At 70.7% G+C, this 15741-nt stretch carries 4 protein-coding genes; all 4 read left to right on the top strand.

Annotated features, from left to right (window positions below; all coding sequences use genetic code 11):
* Positions 1–132: 132 nt before the first annotated feature.
* Genes sbnA through ABZ780_RS09465 form a run of 4 tightly spaced genes read left to right on the top strand, consistent with a single transcriptional unit; the run spans position 133 to position 15738 of the window.
* On the top strand, positions 133–1143 hold the full coding sequence (gene sbnA / locus ABZ780_RS09480; RefSeq protein ID WP_357485465.1) for a 2,3-diaminopropionate biosynthesis protein SbnA: 1011 nt from the start codon (positions 133–135) through the stop codon (positions 1141–1143).
* A complete protein-coding gene (gene sbnB, locus ABZ780_RS09475; protein WP_357005301.1) occupies positions 1137–2147 on the top strand; it encodes a 2,3-diaminopropionate biosynthesis protein SbnB in 1011 nt (336 codons plus the stop codon). Before sbnA ends, sbnB begins: the two co-directional genes overlap by 7 nt.
* Positions 2144–8584 (top strand): amino acid adenylation domain-containing protein, encoded by a 6441-nt coding sequence (locus ABZ780_RS09470; RefSeq protein WP_357485464.1) that lies wholly within the window; start codon positions 2144–2146, stop codon positions 8582–8584. Before sbnB ends, ABZ780_RS09470 begins: the two co-directional genes overlap by 4 nt.
* On the top strand, positions 8581–15738 hold the full coding sequence (locus ABZ780_RS09465) for an amino acid adenylation domain-containing protein (RefSeq protein ID WP_357485463.1): 7158 nt from the start codon (positions 8581–8583) through the stop codon (positions 15736–15738). The genes ABZ780_RS09470 and ABZ780_RS09465 overlap by 4 nt, the downstream gene beginning before the upstream one ends.
* Positions 15739–15741 lie beyond the last annotated feature (3 nt).

The raw sequence follows: 15741 nt of genomic DNA, 5'->3' as shown, positions 1-15741 counted from the left end.
AAGAACCTCCGGCAGAACTGCTGCCGGCGTCAACCGGTGAGTCTGCATGTTCTTCCCTGCGCTGTCTCGGTGGTGCGGAGGAGTCTCGTAGCAGGCGCATCGCGGAGCGGATGCAATTCGAGGAGCGGCTCGATGACCGAACAAAAACCCCCCGGGTCAGGAGTGCTGGCGACCATCGGAGCGACACCGATCGTCGAGCTGGTGAAGCTCGACCCACACAGTCTGTTCAGGACGTTCGCTAAGTTGGAGTCGCACAACCCGGGCGGCAGCATCAAGGACCGCTCCGCGCTGGAGATGCTGCGAGAGCGCATCCGCGACGGGCAGCTCGTACCCGGACGGTCGGTGGTGGTCGAGTCCAGCTCCGGCAATCTCGGGATCGGGCTCGCGCAGGTCTGCGGGTACTACGGGATCCGCTTCATCTGTGTGGTCGACGCGCGCACCAACCGGGACAACATCGCCATCATGCGTGCCCTCGGCGCGCACGTCGAGGTGGTCACCGACGTCGACCCGGCCACCGGTGAGTACCTACCCGAACGCATCCGTCGGGTTCGTGAGCTCGTCGCGACGATCGATCACGCGTACTGCCCGGACCAATACTCGAACCCCCTCAACCCGCGGGCACACCACACGACCGTGCGAGAGATCGTGCAGGCCCTGCCCGAGATCGACTACCTGTTCTGCGCCACGAGTTCCTGCGGCACTCTGCGGGGGTGCGCCGAGTACATCCGGACGCACCAACTGCCGGTGACCATCGTGGCGGTGGACGCGTTGGGCAGTGCGATATTCGGCCCAGCGGTCGGTTGGCGGATGATTCCCGGCCACGGCGCATCGGTGCGTCCGAAGCTGTACCGCAGCGATCTCGCCGACATCGTGGTCCGAGTCGACGATCTCGACGCGATCGCGGCCTGCCGCCGGCTGGCCGCCCGCGAGGCGATCCTCGTCGGTGGCTCGTCGGGCGCCGTCGTGGCGGGCCTGGAGCAGATGCGCGATCAGATCCGGCCCGGGGCCACCTGCGCGATGGTCTTTCCCGACCGCGGTGAGCGGTACCTGGACACCATCTACGACGACGACTGGGTCATGACGTACTTCGGTGACGTGTCGCATCTGTGGAACAAGCCCGACATGCAGGTGACGCCGTGTTGATTCTCGGGGCAGGAGAGGTCCGTGCCGTCCTCGACGGGGCCGAGCGCGACGTGGTGTCCGCGGCGGACGCGGCGTACCGGTCGCATGCGTTGGGCCGTACGCGGGTACCGCAGTCGGTTTTCCTCCGCTTTCCGAACGGAGAGCGCGAGCGGATCATCGCGCTACCGGCCTATCTGGGTGGTGCGACGCCGACCTGCGGGGTGAAGTGGGTGTCATCCTTCCCCGACAACCTCCGGCGGGGGATGCACCGAGCATCGGCCGTGATGATCCTGAATTCGGTGCACACCGGTGTGCCGGAGGCGATCCTCGAAGCGTCGGCGATCTCGGCTGGACGTACGGCCGCGAGCGCCGCTCTGGCGGCGTCCACGCTCTCCTCGTCCAGCCCGGAATCCGCGGTGACGCTCGTCGGCTGCGGCCCGATCAATTTCGAGGTGCTGAGGTATCTGCACGTCGTGCTGCCAACGGTGGACACGGTGACGTTGTACGACCTGAGCGCCGAACGGGCGCAGTCCTTCGCCGCCGAGGCGCGGTCGGTCTGGCCGACGTTGAAGGTCGACGTGGCCGAGAGCGCGGCCGACGCCCTGGCCCGTCACAAACTGGTGTGCCTGGCGACGACGGCGAGCGCCCCGCACCTGGGTACCGAGCACTGCCGCCCGGGAACGCTGGTGCTGCACCTGTCGTTGCGTGACCTCACCACCGACTCCATCCGTTCCAGCGTGAACATCGTCGATGACGCGGACCACGTTTGCCGGGCCGCGACGTCGTTGGATCTGGCTCAGCAGGAGGCCGGCCACCGCGACTTCATCTCCTCCTCGCTGGGCGACATCCTCGTGGCCGGTGAGCGGTACGTCAGAAGCGACGACGCGGTGACGGTGTTCTCTCCGTTCGGCCTCGGCTGCCTGGATCTGGCGGTAGCCGACCTGGTCCGGCGTGCGGCGTCGGCCCGCGGCCTGGGCACCACCCTGGATGACTTCCTACCGACAGAGCAGCAGGTGTGCGCATGACTGACATTCTCGAAACCGACAACCAGTTCCGGCTGTCGTTCGAGCAGGAGCAGCTGTGGTTCCTCGACCAGGTCCGGTCCGGCGCGCAGGAGTACCTGTTGCACTGGGGATTCCGTCTGCGCGGGCCGCTGGACCGGGAAGCCCTGACCGCGGCCTTCACTGAGATCGTCGGCCGGCACGAGATTCTGCGTACCCGCTACGCGACGGTTGACGGACAGCCGGTGCAGATCATCGACGAGCCGGCACCGGCCGAGATCACGGTGGTGGACCTCAGCGGGTACCCGGCGGGTGAACAGGACCGACGGGTACGGGAAATCGGCGAGGTCGCGGTGACCACGCCGATCGACCTGCGCGCGGCCGCGCCCTGGCGGCTGACCGTCATCCAGCTTTCCCCCAGTGACGCGATCCTGATGATCGTGGTGCATCACATCGCCTTCGACGGCCCGTCGCTGGGCATCCTCGCCAGGGAGCTGGGTGTGCTCTACGCGGCCCATGCCCCGGGCGAGGAGCCACCGCCGGCGCCGCTGGAGCCGCTGGAGCTCCAGTACGCCGACTTCGCCGACTGGCAGCGGAGCCGCTGGAGCGTGGACGACGCGGCGCTCGTCCGGCAACTGGACTACTGGCGCGAGCGACTGGCCGGACTGACGCCACTGGAGCTGCCCACGGACCGGCAGCGCCCGGCCGTGTGGGAGCCGGCCGGCGACGTGGTGGCGTTCGCTGTGCCGGCGCCGTTGGCGGCCCGAATCATCACCGTGGGACGTGCCGCCCGGGTGACCCCGTTCATGGTGTTCCTGGCCGCCTACCAGCTCCTGATCAGCCGTTACGCGGACCAGCTCGACTTCGGTGTCGGGGTGTCGACCAGTGGGCGGAACCGGATCGAGCTGGAGCCGGTGATCGGCTCGCTCGCCCAGACGGTGGTGCTGCGGACCGACCTGTCCGGCGATCCCACCTTCGTGGAGCTGCTCGTCCGCGTCCGCGAAACGGCCCTGGACGCCTTCGAACGCAAGGACGTACCCCTGCAACGCCTGGCCGCCGAACTGGCGCCGGACCGCGGCCTGTCCCGCAACCCGCTCTTCCAGGTCGGGTTCGCGGTCCTGAACGGCCAGGGGGAGCCGCTGCGCCTGCCCGGCATCGAGGTCGACTGGGTGCCGACCCCCGTGCTCAGCGCCACCTTCGACATGTCGTTGCAGATGACCGAGGAGCCGGCCGGATCGTGGGTCGGCCGGATGACCTATCCCACCGCGCTCTTCGACCGGGCCCGGGTCCAGCGGATGGCCGACAACTACCTGGCGCTCCTGGAGAATCTCGCGGCGGCGCCGGAAACACCGCTGCGCGACGTGCCGACCGTGACGGCCGCGGAACAGCAGCGGCTGCTCGGCTGGAACCCCACGCCGCGCGAGGCGACCGACGCGCTGCTGCCGCACCTGTTCCGGGCGCGGGCCGAGGCCACGCCGGACGCGGTGGCCGTGGTCTGTGGTGACGTCCAGCTGACCTACGCCGAGCTGATGTCCAGGGCGGACAGCGTGGCCGGCTTCCTGCACGCCCGCGGAGTCGGCGCTGAAACAGCCGTCGGCGTCGCCATGCACCGCGGTACCGATGTCGTGGTCGCGCTGCTCGGGACGCTCACCGCCGGCGCGGTCTACGTCCCGCTCGCACCCGACCTACCAGCCGATCGGCTGGAGTTCATGATCGACAACGCCGGCATCGAACTGGTCCTCACCGAGACGGCGCTGCGACAGCGGATTCCACGGCGCACACCGGTGGTGGTGCTCGACGAGCAGTGGGACGACATCGCCCGCGCCGCGCCACCGCCTCCGGTGGCGCTCGACGCCGCCAACGCCGCCTACGTCATGTACACGTCCGGATCCACCGGTCGCCCCAAGGGCGTCGTGATCACCCACGGCGGGATCCGGAACCGGGTGCTGTGGACGGTGAACCAGCACCAGCTCACCAGTACCGACCGCGTACTGCAGAAGACGACCATCGGGTTCGACGCCTCGGTGTGGGAGTTCCTGGCGCCGTTGGTGTCCGGCGGCTGTGTGGTGATGGCGCCGCAGGACGCGCACCGCGACACCGCCGTGATGGTCGGCGCCCTCGCGGCGTACCGGATCACCGTGGTGCAACTCGTCCCCTCCGTGCTGCGGGCCGTGGTCGACGAGCCGGAGCTGGCCGCCTGCAAGGCATTGCGGCTGGTGTGCTCCGCCGGCGAGCCGCTGCCGACCGAACTGTGCGAGCGACTGCTCGGCGTGCTGGAGGTGGAGCTGTACAACACCTACGGCCCGACCGAGTGTTCGATCGACGTGACCGCGTGGCGCTACGAGCGCGGCGAGACGGACGGTACGGTCCCGATCGGCGCCGCGCTGCCCGGCGTCGAGCTGTACGTGGTGGACTCCGCCGACCGGCTCGCGCCCATCGGCGTACCCGGTGAGTTGTGTGTCGGCGGCGTCGGCCTCGCCCGCGGTTATGCCGGGCGCGGCGACCTCGCCGGCGAGCGGTTCACCCCGAACCCCTTCGCCACCCGGCAGGGTCAGCGGTGGTACCGCACCGGAGACCTCGCCAGGTGGCGTGCCGACGGGACCCTGGAGTTCGTCGGCCGCCTCGACGCGCAGGTCAAGGTGCGGGGGGTGCGCGTCGAGCCCGGTGAGGTGGAGGCTGCGCTCCGGGCGCATCCGTCGGTCGCGGCGGCCGTGGTCACCTCCTATCGATCCGTCACCGGTGATCTGGAACTCGCGGGCTACGTGGTGCCGGCCGCCGGGGCGACGGTGGAGCCCGACGAGTTGTCCGCATTCCTCGGCACCCGGCTGCCCGCCGCAATGGTTCCCACCGGCATCATCCCGCTGGTCGCGCTCCCGTCGCTGCCCAACGGAAAGGTCGACCGGTCGGCGCTGCCGGCCCCCGACAGCCGGCCGCGCGACGACGACCCCGGTCACGTCGCGCCACGAACGGAGACCGAGCGGGCCGTCGCCACGGTCATGGGCGAGCTGACCGGCGTTGAGCGGGTCGGCGTGGACGACGACTTCTTCGCGTTGGGTGGGCATTCGCTGCTGGCGATCCGGCTCGCGCACCGGTTGCGCCGCAGGTTCGGGCTGGAGCTGACGGTGGCCACCCTGTTCGACGGGCGGACCGTGGAGCGGGTCGCCGCGGCGATCGACGCGGGCACGACACCCGACCCTGAGCCGCAGATCGTGCCCGTACCCCGCGACGGCGCACTGCCGACCTCGTTCGGCCAGCAACGGCTGTGGTTCCTGGACCAGCTCGAACCGGGCAGCGCGGAATACCTGATCCCGATGGTGTACCACCTCACCGGAACGCTGGACACCGCGACGCTGCACGGCGCGGTGGAGCAGGTCAGCGCCCGGCACGAGGTGCTGCGCACCCGCTACGTCGGGGACAGCGGTATCCCGCTGCAGCTCGTGGATCCCCCCGGCCCGGTGGCCTTCGACGTGGTGGACCTGACCGGCACCGCGGATGCCGCCCTGCGCGCCAAGGCGATCATCGACGCGGCGAGCGCCCGGCCGTTCGACCTCACCCACGAGCGCCCGCTGCGGGTCACGGTCGTGCACACGGCGGCCGACGAACACCTGGTCGCGATCACCCTGCACCACATCGCCTTCGACAACTGGTCGCTGGGCATCTTCCTGCGCGAGCTGAACGAGGCGTACGCGGCGGGCCTCGCCGGTATCCGGTGGTCGACGCAGCCGCTTTCGGTGCAGTACGCCGACTTCGCCGCCTGGCAACGCGACCGGCAGGCCGACGGCACCATCGGCAACCAGATCGAGTACTGGCGAACCCAGCTCGGCGGGCTCGTGCCGGTCGAGCTGACCCCTGACCGGCCCCGCCAGCCCGGTCGTGACCTACGCGGCGACCTGCTGATCGTCGATGTTCCGGAGGGCACCGGAGCGGCGGTACGCGAGCTGGGCAACCGAACCGGCGCCACGTTCTTCATGGTGCTGCTGGCCGCGTTCGACGTGCTGCTGAGCCGCTACACCGGCCGCACCGACATCGCGATCGGCACCCCGGTCGCCGCCCGGACGCGGCCGGAGAGCGAGGACCTGATCGGCTTCTTCGTCAACAACCTCGTGGTCCGGGCCGACCTGGGCGGAGACCCGACCTTCCTCGACCTGATCGACCGGGTCCGCCGGACCACCCTGGAGGCGTTCGCCAACCAGGAGGTGCCGTTCGAACACCTCGTCGACGCCCTGCAACCGGACCGCGACCTGTCCCGCAACCCGCTGTTCCAGATCATGTTCGAGGTACAGCACACCACCGGCGCCGCGGAGGCCAGCCTCGCCGGGTGCACCTCGGTCGGCCTGGGCAGTGGCGTGTCGGTGGCGAAGTTCGACCTCACCCTGTCGGTGATGGAGCAGCCGGACGGGCGGCTGGAATGCTGGTTCGAGTACGCCACGGCGCTGTTCGACCGCTCGACGATCGAACGCCTCGCCCGCCAGTACCTGCGCCTGCTGGGCGGCGTGATCGCCGACCCGCACGCCCCGATCAGCGAGCTCGATCTGCTGTCGGCCGACGAACGCCACGCGATCGTGCACCGGTGGCCGGACCCCGACGCGGACCGGCTGGACCTGCTCGACCCGCCCGGCGAACGGCACCTATCGGTGCCGGAGCTGTTCGAACGGTGGGCGGCCCGGACCCCGGACGCGACCGCGGTGGTGTTCGGTGCTGAGCGACTCGGTTTCGCCGAGCTCAACGCGCGGGTCAACGAGCTCTCGCACCATCTCCGTTCGATGGGCGTCGGCCCGGAGGTCGTCGTCGGCTCCTGCCTTGAGCGCGGGTTCGCGCCGGTCGTGGTGCTGCTGGCGGTACTCAAGGCCGGCGGGGTGTACGCGCCGTTCGACCCGGAACATCCGCCGGAGCGCCTGCGCTACATGCTCGCCGACGCCGGCGCGCACCTGGTGGTGACCACTGGCAAGTTCGCCGACCGGTTCGCCGGGCACGAGCGCCCGGTGCTGGTCGTCGACGACGAGGACCGGGCGAGTGGCCAGCCATCGGTCAACCCGGCGCCGTCGACCGTTCCGGACAACCTCGCGTACATCATCTACACGTCCGGGTCGACCGGCCGCCCGAAGGGCGTGATGATCTCGCACCGGTCGTACGCGCACCACTGCCGGGTGATCGCCGACTACTACGGCATCCACCCCGGGGAGCGGGTCGTCCTGCTCTCGGCGCTCACCTTCGACGTCGCCATGGATCAGATCGGCGCCACCCTGGCCGCCGGCGCCACGCTCGTGGTGAGTGACCCGGTCTTCTGGACGCCGAGCGAGCTGCCGCCCAAGCTGGAGCAGTACGGCGTGACGATCATGGAGATCACCCCGGCGTACTACCGGGAGATGCTGGAGTCCGGCGTGGACCGGCTCGCCGGGATGAAGCTCATGAACGTCGGCTCGGACGTGGTGACCGTCGCCGACGCCCAACGCTGGGCGGCGACCGGCCTGCCCGGCCGGTTCCTCTGCAACTACGGGCCGACCGAGGCGAGCGTCACCTGCATGCTCAACCCGGTGTCGGGCGACCTCGCCGACGAGCGCAGCACGGCCACCCTGCACATCGGCCGCGCGGTCGCCGGTACCCGGGTGTACGTGCTCGACGCCGGGCTGCGTCCGCTTCCGGTCGGGGTCCCCGGCGAACTGTGCATCGGCGGCGTCCGCCTGGCCCGCGGCTATCACGACCGGCCCGAGCTGACCGCGGAGCGGTTCGTGCCCGACCCGTTCGGGACCGAACCGGGAGCGCGCCTCTACCGCAGCGGTGACCTGGTCCGGCACCGGCCGGACGGCACGGTCGAGTTCCTCGGCCGCCTCGACACCCAGGTGAAGATCCGTGGTTTCCGGATCGAACTCGCCGAGATCGAAGCCGTGTTGGCCAAGCACCCCGCGGTGCCTGCGGCCGCCGTCGTCGCGAGGGACGTCGGGCCCGGCGACAAGCGGCTCGTCGCCTACCTGGAGTGGCCCCATGACACCGGACCCGACATCGACGAGCTGCGGGCGTACCTACGGGAGTCGCTGCCCTCGTACATGATCCCGTCGGCCTGGGTCACCGTCGCGGCCCTGCCGCTGTCACCGAGCAAGAAGGTCGACCGGGCGGCGCTGCCGGATCCGACACCGTCCCAGCTCGACAATGCCCGCGGGTACGTGGCACCGCGGGGCCCGGCGGAGGAGACCATCGCCGGGATCTGGTCCGACATCCTCGGCGTCGACCGGATCGGCGTCGATGACGACTTCTTCGGACTCGGCGGGCACTCGCTGCTGGCCACTCGGGTCCTGGCCCGGCTGCGGGCGGCCCTCGCCGTCGAGGTCCCGCTGCGCTGCCTGTTCGAGGCGACCACCGTGGCGGAGCTGGCGGTGGTGGTGACCGACCTGATCGCGGCGGAGCTCGACGAGCTGACCGACGCCCAGATGAGCGAACTGCTTTCCCGGGATGGTGCCCTGTGACTGAGACAATCGATCGAGCCGGTCTGCGCGCGGAGTTGCTTCGGCGCAGGCTCGTAGGCGCCGCGGCCGCCGCGCCGGACGAGGGGATCGCCCGGGTACCGCGCGAGACGCCGCCCGCGTTGTCGTTCGCGCAGCGCCGGCTGTGGATTCTCGACCAGGTCCGGCCGGGCGGCACGGAGTATCTGGCCAGCGCCGGCCTTCGACTGTTCGGGCCGCTGGAGCCCGGCGCGCTGCGGGCGGCGCTGGACGGGATCGTGGCGAGGCACGAGGTGCTGCGCACCCGCTATGTGGTGGTCGACGGTGAACCGGGGCAGGTGATCGACCCTCCGGAGCCGGCCACGCTGCACGAGGTGGACCTGCGTGGCCTCGACCCCGCCGCACAGGACGAGCGGATCGCCGGCTGGATGACCCACGACCGGGCACCCGTCGACCTCGCGACCGGGCCGGTGCTGACCGGAACCCTCGCGCGGCTGGCCGACGAGGAGCACGCGCTGGTCGTGACCCTGCACCACATCGCCTTCGACGGCTGGTCCGAGCAGGTGCTGTGGCGTGAGCTCGACCGGTTGTACGCCGCCGCGCTGACCGGCGGACCGTCCCCGCTGGCACCACTGCCGGTGCAGTACGCGGACTTCGCCGCGTGGCAGCGCGGTGCGATGTCCGGTGCCGCGCTGGACCGCCAGCTCGACTACTGGCGGCAGGCGTTGGCCGGCGCCACCGCCGTGGAACTGCCGCTCGATCGGCCGCGCCCGCAGGTCCGGGACAGCGCCTGCGACCTGGTCCCGTTCGCGGTGCCCGCGCCGGACGCCCGAGCCCTGCACGAGCTCGCCCGCCAGGCCGGCGCGACGCCGTTCATGGTGCTGCTGGCCGTGTACGCGATCACGCTCGGCCGGTTCAGCCGGAGCAACGACATCACGGTCGGCACCCCGGTGGCCTGTCGCGACCGGGCCGAGGTGCTGGACCTGATCGGGCTGTTCCTCAATACGCTGGTCCTCCGTACCGACCTGTCCGGCGACCCGTCCTTCCGCGAGGTGCTCCGGCGGGTGAAGGAGATGGCGCTCGGCGCCTACGCCCACCAGGAACTTCCGTTCGAACGGCTGGTGGACGAGCTGGCCCCCGTGCGTGACGCGTCCCGGACCCCGCTGTTCTCGACCATGTTCCTGTGGACCGGCGGGGACTCCGAGGCCCGCCGCGTCGGCGGGCTGCGCGCCGAGGAGCTGCCGGTCGGCGAGAGCGACGCCAAGTTCGACCTGACCCTGGTGGCCGTCGACCAGCCCGACGGCACACTCACCGGCTTCCTGAACTACGCCACCGCGCTGTTCGACCGGGACACCGTCGAGCGGTTCGCGACCCACTTCACCACCCTCATCGGCACCATCGCGCGCACGCCGGACGCGCCGATCAGCCAGCTGGTCGAGTCCCCACCGGGGGAGCGGCAGCTGGTGGTGCGGACGTGGAACGAGACCGAGGTGGCGTACCCGACCGGCACGTTGCCGGAGCTGTTCGCGCGGCAGGTGGCCCGCACCCCGGACGCCGTTGCCGTCCGCTTCGAGGGCGAGGACGTCTCCTACGCCGAACTGGACCGGCGAGCCGACCGACTGGCGCAATACCTGCTCGACGCGGGCGTCGGACCGGAGTCGATCGTCGGTGTGCACCGCCGGCGCGGCACCGAGCTGGTGGTGGCCCTGCTGGCGATCCAGAAGGCCGGCGGCGCCTACCTGCCGCTGGACCCGGACCACCCGGCCGAGCGCCGTGACTTCATGTGTGCCGACGCCGGTGCCACGATCGTGCTCACCGACACCGACCCGGTCATCTCCGACACCGGGCCGGCACCGGCGGGGGCGGTCCTGGCGGGCCCGGACCACCCGGCGTACGTGATCTACACGTCCGGCTCGACCGGCCGGCCCAAGGGTGTCGTGGTCACGCACCGCGCGATCGTCAACCGGCTGCGCTGGATGCAGGACGCGTACCGGCTGGACGCCTCCGACCGGGTGCTGCAGAAGACCCCGTACAGCTTCGACGTCTCGGTGTGGGAGTTCTTCTGGCCGCTGATCACCGGGGCCACGCTGGTGATCGCCCGGCCCGATGGCCACCGCGACCCGCACTACCTGGCCGAACTGATCGCCACCGAACAGGTCACCACCCTGCATTTCGTACCGTCCATGCTTCGGGTGTTCCTGGCCGAATCGTTCGGGCCGTTGCCGTCGGTGCGCCGGATGATCTGCAGCGGCGAGGCGCTCACCGCCGACCTGGCCGCCGCCGTCCACGAGCGGATCGGTTGCCAGCTGCACAACCTCTACGGGCCGACCGAGGCGGCCGTCGACGTCACCGCGGTGCGGTGCGAGCCCGGGACGCCGATCACGATCGGACGGCCGATCGCCAACACGCGCACCTACATCGTCGACGAGGGCCTGCGACCGGTCCCGATCGGAGTGCCGGGTGAGCTGCTGCTGGGCGGCGTGCAACTGGCCCGCGGCTACCTCAACCGCCCGGGGCTCACGGCGCAGCGGTTCGTTCCCGACCCGTTCGAGGAGTCCAGCGGTGGGCGGTTGTACCGCACCGGTGACCTCGCGAGGTACCTGCCGGACGGCCGCATCGACTACCTCGGCCGGCTCGACGACCAGGTGAAGATCCGCGGGCATCGCGTCGAGCTCGGCGAGATCGAGGCGGTGGCGGCCGAGCATCCGAGCGTGTCCGCGGTCGCCGTGACGGTGCACGACGGTCAGCTCGTCGGCTACCTCGTCGCCCAGGACGCGGGCGCCGACGTCGATGTGAGCGACGTGGCGTTGTTCCTGCGCGGTCGACTGCCCGAGGCGATGATCCCGAGCCACTGGCAGCTGCTCTCCGCGCTGCCCCTGACCACCAGTGGAAAGACCGACCGCCGTGCGCTGCCGGCCCCGACGCCCGGCCGCGCCTGGGCGGCCGGAGCGTACGTCGCCCCCCGTACCGGGGCCGAACGCGTCGTCGCCGACGCACTCGGAGCGGCGCTGGGCGTCGAACGGGTCGGTGTGCACGATCGGTTCTTCGACATCGGGGGTGACTCCATCCGCGCCATCCGCGCGATCGGGGCCCTGCGCCGCGCGGGGCTGGGCCTGTCGGTGCAGGACATCTTCACCCACCAGACCGCGGCGCAGCTGGCGACGCTCGCCGACCGGCCGGCGGCCGGTGCGGACGACCAGATGGTCGGCCCGTTCGAACAAATCGGCCCGGGCGACCGCGACCGGCTCCCGGACGGCCTGGTCGATGCCTACCCGATGGGCCAGGTGCAGGCCGGCATGGTGTACGAGATGCTGGTCGACAGCTCGCACCCGGCCTACCAGAACGTCACCAGCTTCGACATCGTCGACGACGGCCCGTTCTCCCTGGCCGCGTTGCGCGACGCCGCGCAACGGTTGGTCGACCGGCACGAGGTCCTGCGCACCACGTTCGACGTGTCCGGCTACTCCGAGCCCATGCAACTCGTCCATGCCGGTGCGCGGGCCGAGGTGGGCTTCGACGACCTGCGCGGGCTGCCGGAAACCGAGCAGCAGGAGATCCTGGCGCGGTATCGGCACACGATGCAGTCGACGATGCTGCCCATCGATCAAGCCCCGCAACTGCGCTGGCACGTACACCGCACCGGGGAGCAGACGTGGGTGCTGACCCACACCGAGTGCCACGCCATCCTGGACGGCTGGAGCCACCACTCCCTCATCGGTGAGCTGCGGGACACCTACCGGGCGATCCGGGACTCGGACACCGACTCGCTGAAGTCCCCGCCCCCGGGGCGCTACGCCGACTTCGTCAGGTTGGAACGGCGATCGCTGGCGTCCGAGGCGGATGAACGGTTCTGGCGGGACCGCGTCGGCAGCTACGACCGGGTCACGTTGCCCGCGGACACCGCCCCGGCCGGCCACGGCGCGGTGCCGGAGCTGCGGATGTCCTGGCGGCATCTCGAACCAGGGCTGCGCGAGCTGGCCGCGCGGACGCAGACCTCGCTCAAGGCCGTGCTGCACACCGCGCACCTCGCGATGCTCGGCGTCATCACCGGCCAGCGGCGGTTCTTCAGCGGTCTGGTCGTCAACGGCCGGCCCGAGCTGCTGCGCGGCGACGAGGTCATGGGGATGTACCTCAACACGGTGCCGTTCGCGGTGGACCTGCGCACCCCCCGTTGGCGCGACCTCGTGCGCGCCGTGTTCGCCGAGGAGCTTGCCGTCTGGCCGCACCGGCGCTATCCGCTCCCCGCGATGCAGCGCGCCTGGGGCTCCGGGACGCCGCTGATCAGCGGCATCTTCTCCTACCTCGACTTCCACGTGCTCGACGCGCAGCACGACGTGTTCGGCACGGTCGTCGACGACAGCCCCAACGAGTTCACCCTGGTCACGTTGACCTTCCCGGGTGAGCTGCGACTGGAGTGCCGGGCCGGCTGGGCGACGCAGGAGCGGCTGACCGCCCTGGGAGAGACCTTCCTCGAACTGCTCACCGCGATGATCGCCGACGACGGCGCTAATCCGGTGGACCTCGGCTCGACCCCGGCGCACCGGTTCACCGTGCCGCAGCAGGCCTGGCCCGCCCTGCCCGAGGTGTGCATCACCGACCTGTTCACGTCCCAGGCACACGCCCGGCCGGACGCCGTCGCACTCGAGTACGGCGAGTCGCGCCTGACCTACGGTGAGCTCGACGCCCGGGCCAACCAACTGGCGTGGGCGCTGCGCGAGCACGGCGCCGGTCCGGACACGCCCGTCGCGGTCTGCATGGACCGCGGGATCGACGCGGTGGTCGCGCTGCTCGGCATCCTCAAGGCCGGAGCCTGCTACCTGCCGCTCGACCCGAAGTATCCGGACGGCCGCGTCGAGTACCTCCTCGACGACTCCGGCGCCCGGATCCTGGTGAGCGGGCCGAGTCATGCGCACCGTTTCGCGGCGCGTGCCGGGCTGACCACGCTGAGCCTGGACTCCGGCTGGTGGTCGAACGGCAGCCGGCCGACCACCGCGCCACAGGTGACACTGTCACCGGAGAACCTCGCTTACATCACGTACACGTCGGGATCCACCGGCCGTCCGAAGGGTGTGATGGTCCCGCACCGCGGCGTCGTACGGCTGGTGCACGGCCAGGAATACGCGCAGCTGGACGCCGACCAGGTCCTGTTGCAGGCCGGCACGCTCGCCTTCGACGCGTCGACGTTCGAGGTCTGGGGTGCGCTGTGCAACGGGGCACGGCTGGTCGTCTCCCCGGAGACGCCGACCGCGGCCGAGCTCGAAGAGATCCTGCGCCGGCACGGGGTGACGGTGCTGTGCCTGCCCACCGGCCTCTTCAGCACCATCCTGGACGTTCGGCCGCAGGCGCTGGCCGGGGTGCGGGAGGTGGTGGTCGGTGGTGAGGTGCTGTCTCCGCTGCACGTGCGTAAGGCGATGGAGCACGGTGTGGTGGTCAGCAACGGGTACGGCCCGACCGAAAGCACCACGTTCGCCACCGTCCACCCGCGGATCCCGCTGCCTGCGGCCACTGATGCCATCCCGATCGGGAAGCCGATCCATCACACCTACGTGCAGGTCGTCGACGAGAACCTCGACCCGGTCCCGTTCGGCGTGCCGGGTGAGCTGCTGCTGGGTGGTCCGGGCGTCGCGCGCGGCTACCAGAGCCGTCCGGACCTGACCGCCGAACGCTTCGTACCGGACCCGTCCGGTGACTCACCGGGAAACCGGCTTTACCGCACCGGGGACATCGTCCGCCAGGACCCGGACGGCACCGTCCATTTCGTCGGGCGGCGCGATCACCAGGTGAAGATCCGCGGACACCGTGTCGAGCTGGGCGAGGTGGAGGTCGCGATCGCCGAGCTGCCCACGGTGCGGGCGGCTGCGGCGGCGGCGTACGAGGGCGTGGACGGGATCAAGCAGCTCGTCGGATACGTCGTTCTCGACGAGGACGGACCGGCCGACCCCGCCCGGCTCGGTGACCTGATGCGGAGCAGGGTGCCCGGCTTCCTGGTCCCGACGGCTTGGGTGCGCCTGGACCGGCTCCCGTTGAACAACAACGGGAAGCTCGACCGGGCCGCGCTGCCCCGGCCGGCGGCGGGAACGTCGGCACGGGAGTACAGCGCGCCGCGCACCCCGGCGGAACTGGCCGTGGCCGACGTCTGGACCGAGGTGTTCCACCTGCCCCGCGTCGGCCGTGACGACGACTTCTTCGACCTCGGTGGGCACTCGCTGCTGACGTTGCGGGCGATCGCGATGTTGCGGGACCGGCACGGCATCGAGACGACCGTTCGATCCTTCGTCGAACACCGCACGCTCGCGGCGCTCGCCGAGTCGATCGATCGCAAGCGGCTGCCGGCCACGGCACTGCTCTGGCTGCGCCGTACCGGTGACAAGCCGCCACTGGTGTGCGTGCATCCCGGCGGCGGCAGCGCGCACTGGTACCGGCGGCTGGCCGAGCACCTCGACCCCGATCTGCCGGTGGTCGCCTTCGAATGGCCGGGCCGTGACCCGTCGACCGGCCTGGTCCCGTCCACGGAGGAGATGGCGGCTCGGTACGTCGCAGAGTTGCTGGAGGCCGTTCCGCACGGGCCGTACCGGATCTTCAGCTGGTGTGGCGGCGGCGGGGTGAGCAGCGAGATGGCCAACCGGCTGATGGCCGATGGTGAGGAGGTCACCTTCATCCTGCTCGACCCGGGGCAGGACGCCTGGCAGAAGGGGCACCTCTGGGACGAGTACGCCCTGATCAAGCAGTGTGTGACGAACCTGGAGCGGCTCGACGCGGCGCCGCCGGACGAGGACACGTCGGTGCTTCGGCAGGAGACGCTGGCGCTGCTCGAACACATCGTGGACGACATCGTCGGCAACGACGGGATCACGCTGCCCGAGCGCGGCGCGGGAACGATGTGGCTGCCCGCCGCGCGGATGTGGGAGGAGGTCATGGAGATGGTGCTGTCCTACCGTGATCGCCCCTACGCCGGTCACCTGGATCTGATTGTGAGCGACGAACTGGCGCTGGGCGCGCACGAGGTCGTCAGTTCCGGACAGAGCTTCAGCGACTACCTGGAGCGGTGGCGCGAACGGACCGCCGAGGTGGGGGTCCATCGAATGAAGGGTGAACATTTCTCGGTCATGAAGGAGTACGTGGCAGACCTCGCCCGCATCGTGACGGCGCTGATCGAGAAGCCGGCCGGGCGACGGTGAACG

It is taken from the genome of Micromonospora sp. NPDC047467, from assembly GCF_040643095.1.
Taxonomy (GTDB): Bacteria; Actinomycetota; Actinomycetes; order Mycobacteriales; family Micromonosporaceae; genus Micromonospora.
The sequence above is the reverse complement of the archived record's forward strand: the minus strand, read 5'-3'. Positions and strand labels throughout refer to the sequence as shown.

Bases quoted from the DNA above. Each gene is read 5' to 3' on its own strand.
- sbnA (WP_357485465.1), top strand. From the start codon at position 133: ATGACCGAACAAAAACCCCCCGGGTCAGGAGTGCTGGCGACCATCGGA.
- ABZ780_RS09470 (WP_357485464.1), top strand. From the start codon at position 2,144: ATGACTGACATTCTCGAAACCGACAACCAGTTCCGGCTGTCGTTCGAG.